The sequence below is a fragment of the Pseudolabrys sp. genome, assembly GCF_050250095.1.
Lineage (GTDB): Bacteria > Pseudomonadota > Alphaproteobacteria > Rhizobiales > Xanthobacteraceae > Pseudolabrys.
Genome location: NZ_JBFWPH010000002.1, coordinates 222,562 through 243,881, shown reverse-complemented (window position 1 = coordinate 243,881; position 21,320 = coordinate 222,562). Strand labels below are relative to the sequence as shown.

21 protein-coding genes and 1 tRNA gene are annotated in these 21,320 nt (G+C 64.7%); 19 read left to right on the top strand and 3 right to left on the bottom strand.

The window, feature by feature from the left end; all coding sequences use genetic code 11:
• Positions 1-9 precede the first annotated feature (9 nt).
• From AB7F10_RS06495 to AB7F10_RS06465, 7 genes are read left to right on the top strand one after another with little or no spacing between them, the layout of a single operon-like run.
• A complete protein-coding gene (locus tag AB7F10_RS06495; RefSeq protein ID WP_428559469.1) occupies positions 10-1,182 on the top strand; it encodes an ABC transporter substrate-binding protein in 1,173 nt (390 codons plus the stop codon).
• A 26-nt stretch (positions 1,183-1,208) separates the two neighbouring features.
• Positions 1,209-2,105: a branched-chain amino acid ABC transporter permease gene (locus tag AB7F10_RS06490; RefSeq protein WP_428559471.1), complete on the top strand. Its 897-nt coding sequence runs from the start codon at positions 1,209-1,211 to the stop codon at positions 2,103-2,105.
• Positions 2,098-3,087: a branched-chain amino acid ABC transporter permease gene (locus AB7F10_RS06485; RefSeq protein WP_428559474.1), complete on the top strand. Its 990-nt coding sequence runs from the start codon at positions 2,098-2,100 to the stop codon at positions 3,085-3,087. Before AB7F10_RS06490 ends, AB7F10_RS06485 begins: the two co-directional genes overlap by 8 nt.
• On the top strand, positions 3,084-3,827 hold the full coding sequence (locus tag AB7F10_RS06480) for an ABC transporter ATP-binding protein (RefSeq protein ID WP_428559476.1): 744 nt from the start codon (positions 3,084-3,086) through the stop codon (positions 3,825-3,827). The genes AB7F10_RS06485 and AB7F10_RS06480 overlap by 4 nt, the downstream gene beginning before the upstream one ends.
• A 2-nt stretch (positions 3,828-3,829) precedes the next feature.
• Positions 3,830-4,537: an ABC transporter ATP-binding protein gene (locus AB7F10_RS06475; protein ID WP_428559478.1), complete on the top strand. Its 708-nt coding sequence runs from the start codon at positions 3,830-3,832 to the stop codon at positions 4,535-4,537.
• Positions 4,538-4,571: 34 nt separating this feature from the next.
• Complete coding sequence (locus tag AB7F10_RS06470) at positions 4,572-4,838, top strand: Bug family tripartite tricarboxylate transporter substrate binding protein (protein WP_428559480.1); 267 nt, start codon at positions 4,572-4,574, stop codon at positions 4,836-4,838.
• Positions 4,838-5,539, top strand: a complete 702-nt coding sequence (locus tag AB7F10_RS06465; protein WP_428559482.1) for a Bug family tripartite tricarboxylate transporter substrate binding protein — start codon at positions 4,838-4,840, stop codon at positions 5,537-5,539. Before AB7F10_RS06470 ends, AB7F10_RS06465 begins: the two co-directional genes overlap by 1 nt.
• 717 nt (positions 5,540-6,256) lie before the next feature.
• Here the strand turns inward: AB7F10_RS06465 and AB7F10_RS06460 are convergent.
• The gene (locus AB7F10_RS06460; RefSeq protein ID WP_428559484.1) at positions 6,257-7,225 is read right to left on the bottom strand and encodes an MrcB family domain-containing protein; all 969 of its coding nucleotides are present in this window, start codon (positions 7,223-7,225) and stop codon (positions 6,257-6,259) included.
• 153 nt (positions 7,226-7,378) lie between these two features.
• On the opposite strand from AB7F10_RS06460, the gene AB7F10_RS06455 reads away from it, so the two are divergent.
• From AB7F10_RS06455 to AB7F10_RS06445, 3 genes are all read left to right on the top strand, one after another.
• Complete coding sequence (locus AB7F10_RS06455) at positions 7,379-7,831, top strand: hypothetical protein (RefSeq protein ID WP_428559486.1); 453 nt, start codon at positions 7,379-7,381, stop codon at positions 7,829-7,831.
• 92 nt (positions 7,832-7,923) lie between these two features.
• Entirely contained in the window at positions 7,924-8,241 is a 318-nt protein-coding gene (locus AB7F10_RS06450) for a hypothetical protein (protein WP_428559488.1), read from the top strand.
• Between the two features lie 11 nt (positions 8,242-8,252).
• Positions 8,253-8,978: a DUF6602 domain-containing protein gene (locus AB7F10_RS06445; protein ID WP_428559490.1), complete on the top strand. Its 726-nt coding sequence runs from the start codon at positions 8,253-8,255 to the stop codon at positions 8,976-8,978.
• Positions 8,979-9,224: 246 nt separating this feature from the next.
• Here the strand turns inward: AB7F10_RS06445 and AB7F10_RS06440 are convergent.
• A tRNA-Gln gene (locus AB7F10_RS06440) sits at positions 9,225-9,299 on the bottom strand.
• 211 nt (positions 9,300-9,510) lie between these two features.
• Here AB7F10_RS06440 and AB7F10_RS06435 point away from each other — a divergent pair.
• From AB7F10_RS06435 to AB7F10_RS06395, 9 genes are all read left to right on the top strand, one after another.
• Positions 9,511-11,250, top strand: a complete 1,740-nt coding sequence (locus AB7F10_RS06435) for an acyl-CoA dehydrogenase (RefSeq protein WP_428559492.1) — start codon at positions 9,511-9,513, stop codon at positions 11,248-11,250.
• A gap of 16 nt (positions 11,251-11,266) precedes the next feature.
• The gene (locus AB7F10_RS06430; RefSeq protein WP_428559495.1) at positions 11,267-12,130 is read left to right on the top strand and encodes an SDR family oxidoreductase; all 864 of its coding nucleotides are present in this window, start codon (positions 11,267-11,269) and stop codon (positions 12,128-12,130) included.
• A 65-nt stretch (positions 12,131-12,195) separates the two neighbouring features.
• A complete protein-coding gene (locus AB7F10_RS06425) occupies positions 12,196-13,125 on the top strand; it encodes a histone deacetylase family protein (protein WP_428559497.1) in 930 nt (309 codons plus the stop codon).
• A gap of 103 nt (positions 13,126-13,228) precedes the next feature.
• Positions 13,229-13,477, top strand: coding sequence for an exodeoxyribonuclease VII small subunit (locus AB7F10_RS06420; RefSeq protein ID WP_428559499.1), 249 nt, complete (start codon positions 13,229-13,231; stop codon positions 13,475-13,477).
• 78 nt (positions 13,478-13,555) lie between these two features.
• Positions 13,556-14,788, top strand: coding sequence for a hypothetical protein (locus AB7F10_RS06415; RefSeq protein ID WP_428559501.1), 1,233 nt, complete (start codon positions 13,556-13,558; stop codon positions 14,786-14,788).
• A gap of 90 nt (positions 14,789-14,878) precedes the next feature.
• Entirely contained in the window at positions 14,879-16,801 is a 1,923-nt protein-coding gene (gene dxs / locus AB7F10_RS06410; RefSeq protein WP_428559504.1) for a 1-deoxy-D-xylulose-5-phosphate synthase, read from the top strand.
• A gap of 19 nt (positions 16,802-16,820) precedes the next feature.
• A complete protein-coding gene (locus AB7F10_RS06405; protein ID WP_428559506.1) occupies positions 16,821-17,555 on the top strand; it encodes a TlyA family RNA methyltransferase in 735 nt (244 codons plus the stop codon).
• 131 nt (positions 17,556-17,686) lie between these two features.
• Positions 17,687-19,117 carry an MATE family efflux transporter gene (locus AB7F10_RS06400; protein WP_428559509.1) on the top strand — a complete coding sequence of 477 codons (1,431 nt, stop codon included), beginning with the start codon at positions 17,687-17,689 and terminating at the stop codon, positions 19,115-19,117.
• Positions 19,118-19,209: 92 nt separating this feature from the next.
• The gene (locus tag AB7F10_RS06395) at positions 19,210-20,451 is read left to right on the top strand and encodes a class I SAM-dependent RNA methyltransferase (protein ID WP_428559511.1); all 1,242 of its coding nucleotides are present in this window, start codon (positions 19,210-19,212) and stop codon (positions 20,449-20,451) included.
• Here AB7F10_RS06395 and AB7F10_RS06390 read toward each other — a convergent pair.
• Complete coding sequence (locus AB7F10_RS06390) at positions 20,448-21,302, bottom strand: DUF1194 domain-containing protein (RefSeq protein WP_428559513.1); 855 nt, start codon at positions 21,300-21,302, stop codon at positions 20,448-20,450. The two genes, AB7F10_RS06395 and AB7F10_RS06390, sit on opposite strands and share 4 nt — an antisense overlap.
• Positions 21,303-21,320: the final 18 nt, after the last annotated feature.

Sequence of the window (21,320 nt, the reverse complement as noted above, 5' to 3'; positions counted from 1 at the left end):
GAGGAAAACATGACGCATACCAAGACGACCATTCTGGCGGCGCTGATGTCGGCGACCGCCTTGAGCGCGGCTTACGCCGCCGATCCGATCAAGATCGGCGTGGTGACGCCGCTCTCCGGCACCTATGCCGGCATCGGCCAACAGGTGAAATGGGGCCTCGAGCTGGCGACCAAGGAAGTCAATGCGAGTGGCGGCATCATGGGCCGCCAGGTCGAGCTGACCTTCGAAGACGAGGAAGCCAATCCGTCGGTGGCGGTGCAGAAGGCCGACAAGCTGTTCCAGGTCGGCAAGGTGGATTTCCTCACCGGCACGGTGAATTCCGGTTCGACGCTGGCCGTCGGGCAGGTCGCCGAGCGCGCCGGCAAGCTGATTGCGACGACGGTGTCGTTCGCCGATTCCATCACCGGCGACAAATGCTCTCCAAACGTTTTCCGCGTGAACGCGCGCGCCGGCCAGCAATCGGCAGCGCTCGCCGTCTGGCTGTCGAAGGAGAAGCCGAAGGCGCAGGTGTTCTACCTTGGCCCCGACTATGAGATGGGCCGCTCCACCGTGGCCGCCTTCAAGTCGAGCGCGGAAAAGGTCGGGGCCAACTCGACCGGCGAGGTCTTCGCGCCGCTCGACAGCAAGGACTACACGCAATATTTCGGCCAGCTCCGCGCCGCCAAGCCGCAGGTGCTCTACACCTCGGTCGCCGGCAACGACACCGTGCGCCTGTTCACGCAGTTGCAGGAATTCGGCCTGCTCAACAACCTGACCGTCGTCGGCGCTTCCGGCACCGTGACGGCCCAGAACCTCGGCGCCATCGGCAAGGCGGCGGAAGGCTTCGTCACCGGCGTCGGCTATTCGGCGGAAATCGACACGCCGGAGAACAAGAAGTTCGTCGCGGCCTTCAAGGCGGCCAATAAGATCGACCCCGATCTGTACGGTGCGGATTCCTACGGCCTGATCTACGCCTACAAGGCCGCCGTCGAGAAGGCCAAGAGCACCGACACCGACAAGGTGCGCGCGGCCTTCAAGGACCTCAAGTGGATGACGCCACAGGGCGAGAAGACGCTGCGCGGCGCAGACCACCAGGCGGCGCAGACGATGTATGTCGTCCGCGTCACCGGCGGCAAGTTCAAGATTGTCGGACAGGTCAACGGCTCAGATGCCATCGGCCCCGACGCCTGCACGAAGTTCTAAGCGGATAACGCGGGTCACGAGGCACGATGATGTCTGCGGCGATCGAATATTTCCAGTTCGTACTGGCGCCGCAGATGCTCATCGGCCTCGTGCTCGGCGTGGCCGTGATCCTCGTCGCGCTCGGCCTCACGATCATCTTCGGCCTGCTCGACGTCATCAACATGTCGCACGGCGAATTCTACGCGCTCGGCGCCTTCATCGCGCTGGCGCTCGCCGCCGTGGGACTGCCCTTCTGGCTGCTTTTGATGCTGGTGCCGCTGCTGATGCTGCCGGTCGGCTACATCGTCGAGCGCGGGCTGATCCAGCGCGTATTCCATTCCGGTGAGCGTCACGTCACGACCCTGCTGCTGACCTTCGGCCTCGGCCTGGTGCTGGAAGACGTCTTCCGCCTGGTGTTTGGGCCGAACCCCTATAAGCCCGAGACGCCGATCGTTGGCGGGGTCGAGGCGCTTGGCATCTTCATTCCGTCCTACCGGCTATTCCTGATCCTGGTCGGCGCCGCGATCATCGCCGGCGTGGCGCTGGTCGTCTACAAGACGCGGCTGGGGGCCATGGTTCGTGCGGCCGCCTACGATCGAAACATGGCGGCGTCGCTCGGCGTGCCGGTGCAGCATGTCTATGCCGGCGCCTTCGCCTTCGGCGTTGCGCTCGCCGGCCTCGCCGGCGTGCTGCTGGCGCCGCTCTATTCCGTCTTTCCCACCATGGGCCGCGACTTCATCCTGATGGCCTTCACCGTCGTCATCGTCGGCGGCATGGGCTCAATCGCCGGCGTGGTGGTGGCGGGCCTCGTGCTAACGCAGGTGCAGGCGATCGTCTCGCTCTACATCTCGCCGGTGTGGTCCGACCCTATCGTCTTCGGGATCATGGTCATTATGTTGATGGTGCGGCCGCAAGGCCTATTCGGCAGGCTCGGCCATGGTTGACGCCCTCACGCGGTCGATGCGGGCGAGCCATGTGCTCGCCGCTGTTCTGGTCGCCGCCGCGCTGATCTGCGCCGGTATCGGCGTCGCCGTCGGCGATACCTTCTATCTGCGGCTCGCCACCGAAGCGCTGATCTTCGGCGGGCTCGCGCTGTCGGTCGATATCCTGCTCGGCTATACGGGCCTCCTGTCGCTCGGCCAGGCGCTCTATTTCGGCCTCGGCGCGTATCTGTCGGCGCTAGTGCTGATGGCCGTTCCTTCTTTCTGGGCAGCTTTCGGCGCCACCGCCGTTGCGGCGACTGTGGCCGGGCTGATCGGCGGCTTCATCGTCAACCGCGTGCGCGGCGTCTATTTCGCCCTCATCACCTTCGGCATGGCGCAGGTCGCCGCCAAGGTCGTCTACAACACGCGTGCGCTCGGCGCCTCCGACGGGCTGATCGGGGTGCCGGTCATCGAGATCAACCTCGGCATCGTTTCGGTGTCGAGCGCCTCGCCGGCCGGATTCTTCATCTTCGTGCTGGCACTGATCGTCATTCTCTACGCGCTGTCGGCTTACCTGCTCGACACGCCGTTCGGCCGCCTGCTAATTGCCTCACGCGCCAACGAGGCGCGCATCCCCTTCCTCGGCTATCGCACGATGACCATGCGGCTCACGGCTTACGTCCTCGCAGCTGTGATCGCGGCGCTGTCCGGCGCGCTCTATCCAATGCTGCGCGGCTTCGTGTCGCCGGAGCTCTTTTTCTTCGCTACGTCGGGAAACGCCGTCATCACCGTGGTCACCGGCGGCGTCGGCACCCTGGTCGGCGCCCTCTACGGCAGCGTGCTGCTCACGGTGCTTAAGTCGGTGATCGGCAGCTACACCGAGCACCACCTGATCGTCATCGGCCTCATGTTCATGGGCGCGGTTATCTTCCTGCCCAAGGGCATGATGGGCATTGTGCGGCCGGCGGTGGAGCGGATGCTGGGTCGGAGGCCGAAGCCATGACTGCGCCGATCCTGGAAGTGCGCGACCTGTCGGTGAACTTCGGTGGCTTGCGCGCCGTCGACGCGGTAAGCTTCACGGTTGAGCGCAACCGCATCACCACCGTGATCGGCCCGAACGGCGCGGGCAAATCGACGTTGTTCAACCTGATCTCCGGCGCGCTGCGGCCGCGGACCGGCCATGTGCTGATCGAGGGCATCGACTACACGGCGCAGCCGCCCTACCGGATGCAAGCGGCAGGGCTCGCGCGATCGTTCCAGATCACCAATTTATTCTTCGAACTGTCGGTGGCCGAAAACCTGCGCTTGGCGGCGCAAATCCTCGAGCCGCTGAGCATGGCGTGGCGCCCGGTGCGGGCGAGCCGCACGGCGCAGGCGCGGGTCGATGAGTTGCTCGAGCGATTCGGCCTCGCCGGCCGCGCCTTCGACCTGGCCGGCGACCTGTCGCATGGCGAGCAGCGGCGGCTCGAGGTCGCCGTCGCGCTCGCCTGCAAACCGAAGGTGCTGCTGCTGGACGAGCCGACCCAAGGCATGAGTCACGGCGACACGCAGGATACCGCGGCGCTGATCCGGTCGCTCGCCAGCGACGTGACGGTCCTGCTGATCGAGCATGATATTGGGCTGGTGATGAGCCTTTCCGATCATGTTATCGTCATGCATCAGGGCCAAGTGCTGGCGGAAGGCGCGCCCACCGAGGTGCGCAGCAACCCGGCGGTGCAGACCGCCTATTTCGGGCACGCCTGACCATGCTCGAGATCCGCAACCTCCATACGCATTACGGCCCGAGCCACATCATCCAGGGCATCGACCTCACGCTGCGCGAGGGCGAAGTCTTCGGCGTGTTCGGGCGCAACGGCGTGGGTAAGACAACGCTGCTCAAGACCATCGCCGGCTGGGTGAAGCCGACCGAAGGCGCCATCGAATTCAACGGCGAGCCGATCCACGGCTTGCACGCAGACCGCATCGCGCGGCGTGGCGTCGGGTTCGTGCCGGAGGATCGGCGCATCTTCCCCGGCCTTTCAGTCGAGGAGAACCTGACGCTAGGTTTCCTACAAGTGCCCGGACGCTCGTCCAAAGAAAGCCGTGCCGCGCTACAACGAACCTACGAGCGGTTCCCTCGCCTGTCGGAGCGGCGCAATCAGAACGGCACGACATTGTCGGGCGGCGAACAGCAGATGCTGGCGATGGCGCGCGTCACGATCGGCAAGCCGACCCTTCTGCTGATCGACGAGCCGAGTGAAGGTCTCGCGCCGATGATCGTCGCCGACCTGTTCGCCATCATCCAGGAAATGAAGGCAGCCGGCTGCACCATCCTGCTCGTGGAGCAGAACGTGCATCAGGCACTCGCGGTGTGCGACCGCTTCGCGGTGATCGAACGCGGGCGCATCGTCGTAAGCGGCCGCGCCAGCGACAAAGCCGATTGCGAAAGACTGATGGCAACCCTTGCCGTGTGATTGGATCAAACCAAACAAGCCTGGAGGAACCGCCGTGCGAACAAGACTTCTAAAGGCTCTCTGCCTCGCCCTCTCCGTCGCCGCCGTCGTCACGGCGCGCGCCCAGAGCTACCCGACCAGACCGATCCAGGTGATCGTCCCCTTCGCTGGCGGCAGCGCGAGCGACGTCGTCACCCGTCTCCTGCTGAACGAGATGTCCAAGTCTCTGGGCCAGCAATTCGTGGTCGACAACCGCCCCGGCGCCGGCGGCAACACTGGCACGGCCGCCGCCACCAAGGCCGCGCCGGACGGATATACCTGATGAGCACGTCCGGACCTCTGGCGGCCAACAAGACCCTGTTCAAGACGCTCGGGTACGATCCGGCAAAGGAACTGGCGCCGATTTCCCTGTTCGCGATTCTGCCGAACGTCATCGTGATCAATTCCAAGCTGCCGCCGAAAACGCTCACGGAGCTCGTCGCCTACGCGAAAGCCAATCCGAAGCAGCTCAATTACGGCACTGTCGGCGTCGGCAGCTCGCAACATCTGGCCGCGGTCTATTTCGAGCAACTCACGGGGGCGCAGCTCACGCACGTGCCCTACCGCAACATCGCCCAGTACACCCCGGATTTTCTCGCCGGCCAGGTTCCGCTGGGATTTCAGCTTCTGCCGAACGTGCTCAACTTGCTAAAGTCCGGCGACGCGCGCGCGCTCGCCGTCACCAGCGACAAGCGGATGACCGCCCTGCCCGACGTGCCGACGGCGGCGGAGGCCGGGGTCAAGAATTACGAGACCGGCGCGTGGCTGGCCTTGCTGGCGCCGGCCGGCACACCGAAGCCGATCATCGACACGCTCTACAAGGCACTCGCCGAAGCGATGAAGGACCCGGCGTTAAAATCCCGCTTTACCGAACAAGGCGCCGAACCGACCGCCGGCGGACCCGAAGCACTGGCGAAGTTCATGGCGTCGGAAACCGTCAAGTTGGGCGAGATCATCACCAAAGCGGGCATCCCGCCGATGTAGGCTCGTTGAGCCCAGATTTACGCTGGGGCGGCGCAACTGACCAAGCGAAAGATGATTTTCCGCAGGGTGCGCACTGGCGGAATATCTTAGCCTGGATAGGGTTGCGCTGCTACGGCTTCCCATAATCTTTCATTCTGCGAATCCACGGCGCAATTTGATTCAAAGCTGTCAGCACCTCGATGCTGCGCCATAACCCGATCAGTCCGGAGCATGTGTCGGCTGCGTTATCGGCTTCGGTGGCAGCTCTCCAGGCTCATTCTGTCCGAGCAAGGTGGCAAGCGCTTTCATGTCGGCCGCAATTCTGTCCTGCTCTGTCGCCGACAAAAGAGGTGCCCCCAGGATCTGCTGGCCTAAACGCCCCGGAAGCGCGCTTGGACGGCGGGTCATTTCCGCTCCTGGCGGTTCATCGGGCGCAAGCCCTCAATCTTTTGACCGAGCCCCGCCGCGGTCGCCGCGTCAGGGTGCTCACGCTCCGCCGTACATCTCAATGTCGGCGGGTTGCCACACACGCGTCCAATCTGGGCCCAACCGACGCACTTGCCATTAGGGCCGCGATAACCTGGCCCGCCCCGCGTGCCACAGGCAGCTTCTGCCAGCGTGACGCCCAAAATCGCTGTCATTGCGATCGTCGAAACAGCCACGCCCCGAACCATCTCGCGCATCCATTATGGTCTTCAACAGGCTAGCAGGTCCGCCTTTCCATCGCCATCACGGATGTTAAGACTCGCCCTGAAGACGCTTTCGAAAAGCCACCAGATCGCTGGGATCGTCGGTGCGATGGATCATGCGATGGCAATTGGCACATAGCACCGCAAAATCGGCCGCCACGTCATATTGAACCGGAACACCCTCCTCGAGCTTGCTGATCGGTTTGAGATGATGCGTTTCGATAAATCCCTCGCCGATCGCACCATAGCGCTTAGCAAAATCGAGCTCACAGGCCTGGCACACGGTACCGTGAAATTTCTTGGCGTTTTTGGCAGCGGTGCGATTGCGTTCAATTTTACGATGATAAACATATTTGCGAGTTTCGGTCACGGAGGCCAGCGCCGGCTGGCTAAACTCCTCGGTGATCTCACTCTGCTGAGCCTCCACATCGCCTTCAATGCCACCGCGAAACGTCAGCGCGCGATAAGCGCGAACTACATTCTGAAGGTCGGAGCGCAGCTTCGCTTCATCCGGCAAGGTGTCGAGATGATAGCTGACGCCCAAGGCGTGACCCGCCACATAATCACCTGGTAAGCGAGCCTCAGAACCAAGATCAATCGCGGTGACCGGGAGCTCGCTCTGAAATTCTGAAATACGCTGGCGTATGAACTGCGCCCGATCGGCGAGCACCGCGCGGGCCGTCGCGCCAAACTCTTCGCGGACCGCGGTCGTTCCTTGATTGAGCGAGAGATGGACAACAGCTTCGCTGCCGTGAAATAAATAGACAACGTAATAGCCACGCGTCGCGCTTGTTGTGATCACTGGGTCAAACACCGAAACCCAGGGCACAGCCGCCCAATTCCCCCGCCCCGGGCTACCCTGCACGACCATCCCGGTTGCTTGCTCGCCGAGCCCAGCCGTCACGGCAGTTGCGGCATCGCCACGGATAAACTGCGCCAAAGGATCTCCCTCGAGCGGCTGCGATTTGGCGATCTGATAATCACTTAAGATGCGTGTCAGCACGTCACGCAATGGCATCGCCCCCCTCCCGATCAGCTTTGACCGCTTCTAACTACCGGATGTTTTAGCAGAATTCCGTGTGCCGAGCGGGTCCATAGCGGGGATAAGCATTTTGCGGCCAGCGTTGGCGCTAGACATCGCAATTTAGCTTACACCACATATATTTGAGCGATGTCCGCCCAACGCAGATTCAATATCCCGACGCGCAGTCCAACGGCGCTATGGACAGAAATCGAAGACGAAGCGGGCCCGCTCGATCAGATCGATGTTGAAGGGATGAAACACGCGCTCGCGCTCGCCGCAGGCGAAGCCTTCATCCGCGGCGACAGCGTGGTGTTGGTGCCGCCGGCGATTGCTCAGCGTATGCTGGCTGATCTGAAAGCACAGTTGCAGGGCCGGTCGCTTAAGCCCAAACATCGCCCGAGGAAAAACTGGTGGTCGCGCCGGTGGGAACAGACGGCCGTTGCTCAGTTTGATTCTCGCAGACTCGAACTACAGGCCGAGGGGCTTCGCCGCGACGACGCGATCCAGCAGGCGGCGAGTGAAATCGCTCCCAACTACTATGTAGATCCGACCACGGTCATCTCGTGGTGGAGAAATCCGGCCCGCCTCCGGCGCAAGTAGTTCATCTGACTTTTCGCGGATAGACGGATTTTTCTCAAATATAGCAAACTGCCGACAGTTGGCACAACAACCCGCGTCACGGCGAGAAGCCGGTGAAACCGTCATTCCTCATCGAAGTCATGGCGCTCGAGTGCTTGCACGGCGGCTGGGGCGGGCGTTACGACTATGAGCTGCAAGCGCTATTCTCGACCATGGCCGACCGGATCATGGACGTGTGGCCGGACCCGGCCGGACTTGGCCCTTCCATCAGCAATGGGATGGATGCGGCTCGCAAGAAGAGAGCGCGCGAACTGCTGCGGGCCGCGAGCCGCGAGGCAAGCCTTGCAATCAATGAGGCGCGGCAAGGACAGAACGGCGAAGCGTTGAAGGCGTGGCGTGCGCTGTTCGGCCCGAAATTTCCCCTTTCGTAAGGAGCACGCGCATGGCGGACTGGTCTCTTCAAGTACTGTTGTCATCCCTGCATGACGACATCCAGCGGCGCCTCGCGACCGTGCGGTCCGCGTTCGGCCATCCCGGCACTATGGGCGACGCCAGCGAAGGTGTTTGGCTCGAACTACTGAACACCTACCTGCCAAAGCGCTACCAGGCGGCTACCGCGCATGTCGTCGACAGCCTTGGCAAATTTAGCCAGCAGATCGATGTGGTCGTATTCGATCGTCAGTACTCGCCGTTCATCTTCAACTTTCAGGGCCAGACGATAATACCGGCGGAAAGTGTTTACGCCGTGTTCGAGGCCAAGCAGACGGCGAATGCCGGGCTTGTCACCTATGCGCAAGAAAAGGTGGCCAGTGTTCGGGCACTGCATCGGACAAGCCTGCCTATCCCCCACGCGGGCGGCACCTATCCACCAAAAGCGCTCATCCCAATCATGGGCGGCCTACTGACAGTCGAGAGCGACTGGAGTCCCCCGCTAGGCCCGTCATTTCAGAAAGCGCTTGAAGCAAATCTGGGTGACGGCCGCCTCGACATCGGCTGCGTTGCAACGCACGGACACTTTGTCTTCGACGAGAAATCTGGGCGGTACCAGCTTTTGGCCGAGGGCAAGCCTGCGACGGCGTTTCTGTTCAAACTGATCGAGAAGCTGCAATTCAGCGGCACGGTGCCGATGATTGATGTCGACGCCTATGCCAAATGGCTCGTGAAGTAGACAATGTTTCGCTCAAACTTCTGCAGAACGCTACCGCCCTCCCCGGCCAGTGTTGAACCGAAAGAGTCTCCAACACGCGTCTCCCCAATTTGGGAATATCGGCCAGCTATCGCGGAGACAATTAGCCCGTGCGGCCCTAGTTCGTAAGAATTCAAAGGCACCAGAGACTCTATCGTGACGCAATTCGCCGGCAATTGCGGCCTTTCTGCATTCAATTCGGAAGTCCAGCAGAGAGACCGGACTGGCTGGCTGGGGCGCCAGGATTCGAACCTGGGAATGGCGGAATCAAAATCCGCTGCCTTACCGCTTGGCTACGCCCCAACAGACCATCCGGGATGAGCACCGCCTTAGCACGTTCGCAGGCACGGCGGCGCGGCGGACCATAGCGGCACCCCAAAAACCGATCAATCTGGCGTGGAAAACCACGGCAGAACCGCGATTGCGCCCTGCCCCCGAAAGACTTTTTACAGGGGCATGACCTTACTCCGAAAACCGGTTCCCACTTTTCGGGGTCATGCCCTAGATTACCGGCATGACCTATCGCGCCCCGGTTGCAGACATCGCCTTCGCCCTCAGGAATGCCTCCGGTTTCACCGAAGCCGTCGAAAGCGGACTGTTCGGCGATCTCGATCTCGGCACCATCGATGCAGTGCTGGAGGAAGCCGGCAAATTCGCCAGCGACGTGATCGCGCCGCTCAACACGGTCGGCGACAAGTTCGGTACCCCGTTCAAGGACGGCGCCGTCACCACGCCGCCCGGCTGGAAGGACGCCTATACGTCATGGGCCAGCGCGGGCTGGAACGGCCTCGCTGCCCCGGCGCAATGGGGCGGACAAGACCTGCCTCACGCAGTCAACGCCGCCTGTGTCGAAATGTGGAATTCGGCCTCGATGGCGTTCGGCATCGGTCCGGTACTGACCATGGCGGCGGTCGATGCGCTCGCCGCCTATGGCAGCGACGAGTTGAAGCAAACCTATCTCGGCAAGCTCGTCAGCGGCGAGTGGATGGGCACGATGCAGCTCACCGAACCACAGGCCGGTTCCGACGTCGGCGCATTACGCACGCGGGCCGAGCGCGCGGGCGACGGCACGTACCGCATCTTCGGCCAGAAGATATTCATCACCTACGGCGAGCACGACCTCACCGACAACATCATTCACTTCGTGCTGGCGCGGCTGCCGGATGCGCCGCCCGGCACCAAGGGCCTGTCGCTGTTCCTGATCCCGAAGCTCCTGCTCAACGCCGACGGCACGCCCGGCAAGCGCAACGACGCCCGCGCGCATTCGATTGAACACAAGCTCGGCATCCATGCCTCGCCGACCTGCACCATGGTCTACGGCGACGACGGCGGCGCGGTCGGCTACCTGATCGGGCAAGAGCACAAGGGCATGCTCTGCATGTTCACGATGATGAACCGCGCCCGTCTCGCGGTCGGCCTGCAGGGCGTCGCGATCGCCGAGCGCGCGACCCAGCAGGCGCTCGCATACGCGCGTGATCGCAAGCAAGGCCCGCAGGCGATCATCCACTATCCCGACGTCAAACGCATGTTGCTGACGATGCGCGCGCTGACGCGGGCCGCGCGCAGCATCTGCTTTGCGACCGCCATCGCGCTCGACCGTTCGCACCGCGCCAAAACCGAAGCCGAGCGCAAGGCCGCGCATGAGCGCGCCTCCCTGCTCACGCCCATCGCCAAGGCGTTCTCGACCGATATCGGCGTCGAGGTATCCTCGCTCGGCGTGCAGGTCCATGGCGGCATGGGCTTCATCGAGGAAACCGGCGCGGCGCAGCATTATCGTGACTCGCGTATCGCCGCGATCTACGAAGGTACCAACGGCATCCAGGCGATCGATCTCGCCACCCGCAAGGTGCCGCTCAACAACGGCGAAACGGTCAAGGCGCTGATCGCCGAGCTGCGTGCCACCGCCAAGGCAGTGTCGCAGACGAACGATCCGGCGTTCGGCGAGACGGGTGCCCGGCTCAACGAGTCGCTCGACAGTCTCGAGCGCGCGACGCAATGGATCCTGTCGCAGAAGTCCCCGGATTCGGTGCTCGCCGGCGCAACGCCCTATCTGCGGCTGTTCGGCAACTCGGCAGGCGGGTGCATGATCGCCAACGAGGCGATGGTGGCGCTACGGTCCGGCGACGATACGGCCGCGCGCGTCGCACTCGCCCGCTTCCTCGCCGAGAACATCTGCGTGCAGGCGGACGGGCTGGAGCGCGCCGTGACGACGGCTGAGAAAAGCGTCAACGGCGCGGACGCCGCGCTGGCATAACCGGGCGGGCGAACCCATGTCGCTCAAGGGCAAGACACTGTTCATCACCGGCGCGTCGCGCGGTATCGGCCTCGCCATCGCGCTGCGCGCCGCATCGGACGGCGCAAATATCGCCATCGCCGCCAAGACCGCCGAGCCGCATCCCAAGCTCGAAGGCACGATCCACACCGCTGCCGAGCAGATCGCCAAGGCCGGCGGACGCGCGCTGCCGCTCGTCGTCGACGTTCGCGACGACGAAGCGGTCGCGCAGGCACTGGCGAGAACCGCCGAGACCTTCGGCGGCATCGACATCGTCGTCAACAACGCGAGCGCCATCCAGACCACGCCGGTCGCCGCCACCGACATGCGCCGCTTCGACCTGATGCACCAGATCAACGCGCGCGGCACCTTTATGGTGTCGAAACTGGCGCTCCCCTATCTGCAGCATTCCGGCAGTCCGCACATTCTGATGATCTCACCGCCGCTCGACATGAAGGAGCGGTGGTTCGCGCCCTACACGGGCTATGCGATGGCGAAGTTCGGCATGAGCCTCGTCGTGCTGGGCCTTGCCGGCGAATTGCGCTCCAAGGGCATCGCGGTCAATGCGCTGTGGCCGCGTACCACCATCGCCACCGCCGCGATCAGGAATCTGCTGGGCGGCGATGAGGTGATGCGCCGGTCGCGCAAGCCGGAGATTGTCGCGGATGCCGCGGCGCGCATTTTCGAGAAACCGGCGAGTTTCACCGGACACTTCCTGATCGACGACACGTTTCTCGCTGCCGAGGGCGTCATCGATTTCGACCGCTATCGCGTCGATCCCACCGAGCCGCTACAGCCCGACTTCTTCGTGCCGGAGGACGTGCCGCCCCCGCCCGGCGTCAGCCTCGCCGCGAAGCGCTGACCGGCCTTATTCGCCCGCGCGCGCCCAACTCTGCTACACTGCCCGGAAAGGAAACGCGGTCAGCAATGTCTACTCTTCTCATTACTCATCCCTCCTTCCTCAATCACATCACGCCGCAAGGCCATCCGGAGCGCCCCGACCGGCTGCGCGCGATCGAGCGCGTGCTGGAGGACGAGAAATTCCAGCCACTCTTGCGCGAACAGGCGCCGATGTCCGACCTCGATACGGTCGCGCTCTGCCATCCGATGGACTTCGTCGAAACCATGCGCGAACACGCGCCGAAGGAAGGCATGGTGCGCATCGATGCCGACACCGTGATGTCTCCCGGCAGCTTCGAGGCGGCGCTGCGCGCAGTCGGCGGCGCGACCCTCGCGGTCGATGAGGTGCTGGCCGATAAGGTCGACAACGCCTTCCTCGCCGCCCGGCCGCCGGGCCATCACGCCGAAACGGCCCGCCCAATGGGCTTCTGCCTGTTCAACACGGCCGCAATCGCCGCCCGCTACGCGCAGAAGAAGCATGGCCTGGAGCGCGTCGCCATCGTCGATTTCGACGTTCATCACGGCAACGGCTCGCAGGACATCTTCTGGCGCGACCCGAGCGTGATGTATTGCTCGACCCACGAAATGCCGCTTTATCCCGGCACCGGCGCGGTCGGCGAGCGCGGCGATTTCAACACCATTGTCAACGCGCCGCTATCGGCGGGCGACGGCGGCGACGTGTTCCGCGACGCGGTCGAGACCGCGATCCTGCCGCGGCTGCGCCAGTTCAACCCCGATCTGATCGTGATCTCGGCGGGCTTCGACGCGCATATGCGCGACCCGCTGGCCAATCTCAATCTGGTCGAGGCCGATTACGCCTGGGTCACCCGCAAACTGATGGACGTCGCCAGCGAGTGCGCCGAGGGCCGCATCGTCTCGCTGCTCGAGGGCGGCTACGATCTCGAGGGCCTGTCGCGCTCGGTCGGCGCGCATGTTTCGACGCTGATGCACGGATAAAGCGTTTTCCGGCGGTCGGCCAGGCAAAAAAACGGCGGGTTGCCCCTGCTCCACGCCTTCAGTACTTCTAGGATCGGATCAAGACACCACGCGGACACGACCCATGGCCGACACCAATACCGACATCAAGAAAATGCCGTTCGAGCGCGCGATCGAGGAATTGGAATCGATCGTCCAGCGGCTGGAAGGCGGCAAGGTTCCCCTCGAGGAGTCCGTCGCGATCTATGAGCGCGGCGAGGCGCTGAAGCGGCGCTGCGAGGAACTGCTGCGGCAGGCCGAAGCCCGCGTCGAGAAGATCACGCTCGACTCCGGCGGCAAACCGGCCGGAACGTCGCCGATGGAGGTCGACTAGAGCGTTTTCAAGCGAAGTGGATTCCGGTTCGCGTCAAGAAAACGCGACAAACCAAAAATCCAGGAGCTGTCCGCTGACATGGTGCGACGCCGGTACGTTTTCTATGTCGAGGGCTACGATCCGCAAGGCTTCGACGGTTACATCGCGCTGTTCCAGCGGGAGTTCCGCCGCTTCCTGAAGCTGTGGCCTCTGCAAACGACGATGACGGCGCCCGATGTCGATCCGGCCGGACACGCCGCGCGTTGGACCATGACCGCCGCCGCGCCGAACTGGCAGGTTGAAACCCGCTACGAGATGATGGCCTGGCACGATCTCGCCCAGGCTGATCTCGCAAGACCATTCCTCGCAAGATTACCCGGCATCGTCACGACCTATGGCAGCTTCCTGTTGTCGGGCGCGCTGTTCCGGATTTTTCGCGCGTCGTGGCGCTTCGGGCTGTTCTTCATGTACCCGGCGCTGATGATGCTGCTGACGCTCGGCATTGCCGCCGTCATCGCATCGGTGGTGTCGGAACTTCTCGCGTCATATGGCAGCGGCATCGCCAGGACGGCCGGAACCCTGGCCGCGATCGCGGTCGCCGTCGCGGCTGTCCCGCTTCTCAAACAGTATTTCGTGCTTCAGCTCGCGCAGATGTGGGTGTTCGTCCGCGACCAGATCAAGGGCCGGCGGACCGATTTCGACCGCCGCGTCGATGAGTTCGCCGACCGCATCATTGCCCGCGCCAAAGCCGCCGATACCGACGAGATCGTCATCGTCGGTCACAGCTGCGGCGGGCTGGTCGCGATGCTGGCGGTCAACCGCGCGCTCGAGCGCGATCCGAAGCTGGGCGAACACGGTCCGAAGATCGTGCTGATGAGCCTCGGCTCGATCATGCCGGCGGCGGCGCTGCACCCGGCCGGCCACGAAGTCCGCCGCGCCATCGAGCGGCTCGCCAACACGCCGTCGATTGCATGGCTCAAATTTCAATCGCGCAAGGACGTCATCAATGTCTTCAAGTTCGACCCGGTCACGGCGCTGAACACACCGCTGCACGGGCCGCGCCACAATCCGGTCATCGTCGCGGTCCGCTTTGCCGACTGTCTCGAGCCGCAGACCTATATGCGCTTCCGCAACAACTTCTTCCGGATGCACTTCCAGTTCATCATGGCGAACGACCGCCGGGCCTCTTACGACTATTTCCTCTATCTGCTCGGTCCAGCGCCGGTAGCCGACTGGCCGTCCGGCGAGTGGCAGTTGCTCGGGCGCTTCGGCGCGGACGCGAGCTTCACGACATCGCCCGATTTGTCCGCTCAAACCGCTGGGCCGGCGTGAGAATCGCCGGTTTGCCGCACCTGCCGGATGTGGTGTAATCAAATCCGACAGGGCTCGAAAACAGCCCCTTTATCCCACCTCGGAGCCGTGGTGTCTGAGCCCAGCGATACCCCCCTGCTCGATGGCGTTCACACGCCGGCCGATCTGCGCAAGCTGCCGGATTCCGCGCTGCCGAAGCTCGCCGAAGAACTGCGGCGGGAGACGATCAACGCGGTGGCAAAGACCGGCGGCCATCTCGGGGCGGGGCTCGGCGTGGTGGAGCTCACCATTGCGCTCCATTATGTCTTCGACACGCCCGACGACCGGCTGATCTGGGATGTCGGCCATCAGAGCTATCCGCACAAGATCCTGACCGGCCGGCGCGACCGCATCCGCACGCTGCGTCAGGGTGGCGGCCTGTCCGGTTTCACCAAACGCGCGGAGAGCGAATACGACCCGTTCGGCGCTGCGCATTCCTCGACCTCGATTTCCGCCGGCCTCGGCATGGCGGTGGCGCGCGACCTCGCCGGCCGCAACAACAACGTCGTCTGCGTGATCGGCGACGGTGCGATGTCGGCCGGCATGGCGTACGAGGCCATGAACAATGCCGGCGCGCGCAACGAACGCCTGATCGTCATCCTCAACGACAACGATATGTCGATCGCTCCGCCGGTCGGCGCGATGTCGGCCTATCTCTCGCGGCTCGGCTCGGGGCGCACCTTCCTGAAGCTGCGCGACGTCGGCAAGCAGCTCGCCGAGCGTCTGCCGAAAGCCCTCGACCGCGCCATCACCCGCGCCGTCGAGCATGCCCGCGGCTACGTCATGGGCGGCACCCTGTTCGAGGAACTCGGCTTCCACTATTGCGGCCCGATCGACGGCCATAACCTCGATCATCTGCTGCCGGTGTTGCGCAACGTCCGCGACGCGGACATTGGGCCGATCCTCGTCCACGTCGTCACGCAGAAAGGCAAGGGCTACGCGCCGGCGGAAACCTCCGCCGACAAGTATCACGGCGTCGTCAAGTTCGACGTCGCGACGGGCGCTCAGCAGAAGTCGAAGTCCAACGCGCCCCAATACACCAAGATCTTCGCGCAGAGCCTCATCAAGGAGGCGCGCAAGGACGACAAGATCGTCGCGGTCACCGCGGCGATGCCGTCCGGCACCGGGCTCGACCTGTTCGCGGAGGCGTTTCCCGCGCGCTGCTTCGATGTCGGCATCGCCGAGCAGCACGCCGTCACCTTCGCCGCCGGCCTCGCGACTGAGGGCTTCAAGCCGTTTGCGACGATCTACTCGACTTTCCTCCAGCGCGGCTACGATCAGGTCGTCCACGACGTCGCGATCCAGCAGCTGCCGGTGCGTTTCGCGCTCGATCGCGCCGGCCTCGTCGGCGCCGACGGCCCGACCCATGCCGGCGCGTTCGATGTCGCCTATCTCGGCTGCCTGCCCGGCTTCGTCCTGATGGCGGCGGCCGACGAAGCCGAACTCGTCCACATGGTCGCGACGCAGGTTGCGATCGACGACCGGCCTTCCGCGCTGCGCTATCCGCGCGGCGAAGGCGTCGGCGTCACCATGCCGGAAGAAGGCGTACCGCTCGAGATCGGCAAGGGCCGCATCGTCCGCGAAGGCGGCAAGATCGCGCTCCTGTCCTACGGCACCCGGCTCGCCGAGTGTCTCAAGGCCGCCGATGAGCTGGCCGCTTTCGGCCTTTCGGCGACCGTGGCGGACGCCCGTTTCGCCAAGCCGCTCGACACCGATCTGGTGTTGCGCCTCGCCCGCGACCACGAAGTTCTGATCACCATCGAGGAAGGCTCGGTCGGCGGCTTCGGCGCTTATGTCATGCAGACGCTTGCCGAGCACGGCGTATTCGACCGCGGCCTCAAGTTCCGCGCGATGGTGCTGCCGGACGTCTTCATCGACCAGGACTCGCCGAACGCGATGTATGCCAAGGCCGGGCTCGACGCCAAGTCCATTGTCGCCAAGGTATTCGAAGCGCTTGGCAAGAACGTCGCCGCCGGGACCGTAAAGCTCGCCTGATCGAAACGAGCCGAGACCCATGACAACCCGCCGACGCGCCGACCGCTTGCTGGTCGAGCGCGGACTGTTCGACAGCCGCGCCAGGGCGCAGGCGGCCATCGCTGCAGGACTGGTCAGCGCCGACGGCAAGCCGGTGCGCAAGGCCTCCGATGAAATCCCTATCGACGCGACGATCGACGCGACGCCCGCGCACCCTTATGTGTCGCGCGGCGGCGTGAAGCTCGCCGCGGCGCTCGACCATTTCGGTTTCGATCCCGCGGATCGTATCTGTCTCGATGTCGGCGCCTCGACCGGCGGCTTCAGCCAAGTCCTGCTGGAACGCGGCGCGGCGCGTATCTATGCCGTCGATATCGGCACCGCTCAGCTCCACGCCAGCCTGCGAGGTCATGACAAGCTCGTTGTGATGGAGACGACCGACATCCGGTCGCTCGACGCCGAGGCTTTCCCTGAGCCGCCGCGACTTGTCGTCATCGACGTCAGCTTTATCTCATTAAAACTCGCGCTGCCGCCGGCACTCAAGTTCGCCGAACGGGACGCACAGCTTGTCGCGCTCATCAAGCCGCAGTTCGAGGCCGGCCGCGATGCGGTCAAGAAAGGCGTGGTGCGCGATGCCGCGATCCACGCCGCCGTCTGCGACGACATCGCTGCCTTCGTGACCGGTCTCGGCTGGACCGTGCACGGCGTCGTCTCCTCGCCGATCGAGGGCGGGGACGGCAACCGTGAATTCCTGCTCGGTGCGGCGCACGCGAGCTGACGCATCAATCGAAGCGATCAACTTCATCGCTTCCGATGATGGAGGCGGCCGCGCAACACTTGCCGGCAAACCGCTGCCTGCGACGGCAGGCAGCCTTCCGTTCGCCGCAATCACCTCTAGAACTCGCGCGCATGTCCCATGCTGAATCCCCCATCGCGGCCGGCCTTTCGCCACCGGCCGGCGCAGCCTTCTGGCGCCGCGAGGCGGCCGAGACGATCCGTCTCGCACTGCCGATCGCGCTGACGCAGGTTGGCCAGATCGCGATGATGACGAGCGACCTGGTGCTGGTCGGCCGGCTCGGCGGCCAGGCGGTCGCCGCGTCCGCGCTCGCACAGATCGTGCTGTTCGCCGTATTCGTCCTCGGCATGGGCCTCGTGTCCGCTGTCGCGCCGCTCGCCGCGCAGGCCTTCGGCGCGCGTGAACCGCGCATGGTGCGCCGCGCGTTGCGCGTCGGCCTGTGGATTTCGGTGCTGCTCGGCGTTCCGATGACAGCCGTGCAATGGCACGGCGAAGGACTGCTGCTCATGCTCGGGCAGGATTCCGCGACCGCGCATCTTGCCGGCCAGTATCTGTTGGGGCTTGGCTTCAGCCTGATCCCCGGCTGGTGGTTCATCGCGATGCGCGGCTTCATGGGCGCGGTCAACCGGCCGGAGCCCGCACTGTGGATCACGCTCGCCGCCATCCCGGCCAATGCGCTGCTCGCCTATGCGCTGATCTTCGGCGCTTTCGGCCTGCCGCAGCTCGAACTGCTCGGCGCCGGCATCGCGACGACGCTGGTCAATCTCGGCATGTGCGTCGCCTGCGTCTGGGTCTGCTACCGGCAGCGGCCGTTCCGTAAATATCGCGTACTCGGCCGCCTCTGGCGCGCCGACTGGCCGCTGATGTGGAAACTGATTGTCGTCGGTCTGCCGATCTCCGGCTCGTTCCTGCTGGAATACGGCCTGTTCGCCAGCGCCGCGATCATGGTCGGATGGATCGGCACGGTGGAGCTTGCCGCGCACCAGATCGCACTGCAAACCGCGGCCATCGTTTTCATGGTGCCGTTCGGCATCTCGATGGCGGCGACCGTGCGCGTCGGCCACGCGGTCGGCCGCGTCGACCGTGACGGTGTACGCAGCGCCGGCATCGCGGCGATCGCGCTCGGCACCGTTTTCATGGCTGCCATGGTGGTCGTCATCATCGCGTGCCGGCACGCGATCCCCTGGGCGTTTCTGAACGCGAGCGACGCGGCAAGCGAGGCGACCGCCGCGCTGGTCGCGACGCTGCTGGTGTTCGGCGCGACCTTCTTCATCGCCGATGGCATCCAGACGGTGGCGAACGGCGCACTGCGGGGCCTTAACGATACCCGCCTGCCAATGCTGTTTGCCGCGGCGAGTTTCTGGGTGGTCGGCTTCACCTGCTGTTACGCGCTGGCATTCCATGCCGGCTACGGCGTTGCCGGCGTCTGGGCCGGCTTCACCATCGGCCTGCTGCTTTATGCCGTGCTGCTGGTTTGGCGCTTTGCCGTGCTGACGCAGCGTGGCGTCATGCCGGCCGCGCCTCACGCCCCGGTGCCGCACTAGGGCATGATCCCGAAAAGTGGGATCCGGTTCTCGGACAAGATCATGCCCCTCGCGAGAACTCCGCATCGCCGCGGTTCGTGGTAAGCCGGGGGATGACCGAACGTCTCGTCATCTCCCGCCTCGGCCAGCGCGGCGACGGCATTGCCGACACATCGGACGGGCCGTCGTTCGTCCCCTATGCCTTGCCGGGCGAGACGGTGACGGTGGAGCCGGTCGCCGGCCACCCGGACCGCCGACATCTCCTCGCCGTGGACACGGCAAGCCCCGAGCGCGTCGTGCCGGTCTGCAAGCATTTCGGGATCTGCGGCGGCTGCGCCTTGCAGCACTGGGCGCTCGACCGGCAACTCGCGTGGAAGCGCGATCTCGTCATCGAAGCGCTGCGCTCGACCGGCCTCGACGCGCCGGTCGCCGAAACGCTCGACGCGCATGGCGAGGGCCGGCGGCGGGCGACGTTGCATGCAAGGCGGGGCGCGCACGACATTCTCGAGGTCGGCTTTGCCGCGCCGCGCGCCCATCATGTCGTCGCGATCGACGAGTGCCCCATTCTCGCGCCCGGTCTCAATGGCATCATCAACGCCGCATGGGCCATCGCGGAGGTGATCGCGCCGGCCCGCAAGCCGCTCGACATCCAGGCCACGACAACGGAAAACGGCCTCGATATCGACGTCCGCGGCTCCGGTCCGCTCGATATGGCGCGGCGCACGGCGCTGGCCGCAATCGCAAACAAACATCGCCTCGCCCGCATCACGCGGCACGGCGAACTCGTGATCCAGCGCGCACCGCCGACGCTCAAGGTCGGCCCGGCCACCGTGACGCTGCCGCCTGGCGTATTTCTGCAGGCGACTGCCACGGCGGAAGCGGTGCTCGCCGAGCTTGTGCGCGAGGGCGCCGGCCGCGCCAGGAAAATCGCGGACCTGTTCTGCGGCGTCGGCCCCTTCGCGCTGCAGCTTGCCGAAAAGGCCCGCGTCACCGCGGCCGACAGCGACGCTAACGCGATCGCCGCGCTGAAAGCCGCCGCGACGAACACCGGCGGATTGAAGCCGCTTGAAGCCGCCGCCCGCGACTTGTTCCGCCGGCCCTTCGTCGCAAGCGAGTTGAAGGGCTTCGACGCCGTGGTGTTCGATCCGCCGCGTCAGGGCGCCGAGGCGCAGGCGCGCGAACTGGCCCGCAGCACAGTGCCGAGCATCGTTGCCGTGTCATGCGACCGCATGACCTTCGCGCGCGACGCCCGCATTCTCGTCGACGGCGGTTATCGGCTGAAAAGCGTGACACCGGTCGACCAGTTCCGCTACTCGCCGCATATCGAGATCGTCGGCGTTTTTGCGAAGAACTAGGGCAGCCCGTAGCCGCCTCCGCCCCACCGCTCCTGCCACAGCCGCTCGCCGACGGTGCAGGACACCCGCGGCTTGTCGGATCTTGCCGGAATCACTTTGGCTTCCGGTTCGCGGCCGGCAATCTCCAGCACCAGCTTGGTGCGGGTCGCCTCGGTGAATTTCTCGCGCTCGCGGATCGGGATGACGAAGGCGCCGGGCCCGCCGATCACGCAGTCCTCGTAGTAGATGTCGAGGATGTCGATATCCATCGTGTTCGGGTTCGGCCGCTTCAGCATGATCGGCAGGCCGTTGATGGTGATACCGGCGGCCACCACCTCGTCGCGCATCGGCGCGACCAACGGGCCGCTGTTGTTGGCCCCGTCGCCCGATACGTCGATCACGCGGCGCAGTCCGCGAAAGCCGCTCGCGTCGAACAGCGGCTTGGAGAAGCGGAGCGCACCGGAAATCGAGGTCCGCGTCGCGCGGCGGATCGGCGCCATCGCGAGTTCACCGGCGACCGCGTCGGCACTTTCCGGCCCGTCGATCAATCGCCACGGCATCACAATCTGCTGCTGATGCTCGCCGGCCCATTCGACGTAAGTGATGGCGATCTTGCCGTTCGGCCCTTCGCGCAGCGCCCGCAGGAATTCGCGCGACCGCAGCGCCTGGACATAGCCGTCGCGCTGCAGCGCCTGCTCTTCCGGGTCCATCGAAAACGAAATGTCGACGGCGAGCACCAATTCGACGTCGACAGGCACCGCGCTCGGACGCTTGTCTGCAAAAAGCTGGGGGATCGGCGCGGCAAATCCGGCGGCGCAACCGAGAACGGCCAGAACGGAAAGTCCGACGAGAGCAAAACCGCGCCGAAGCATGGCCGCCTCCATCCGCAA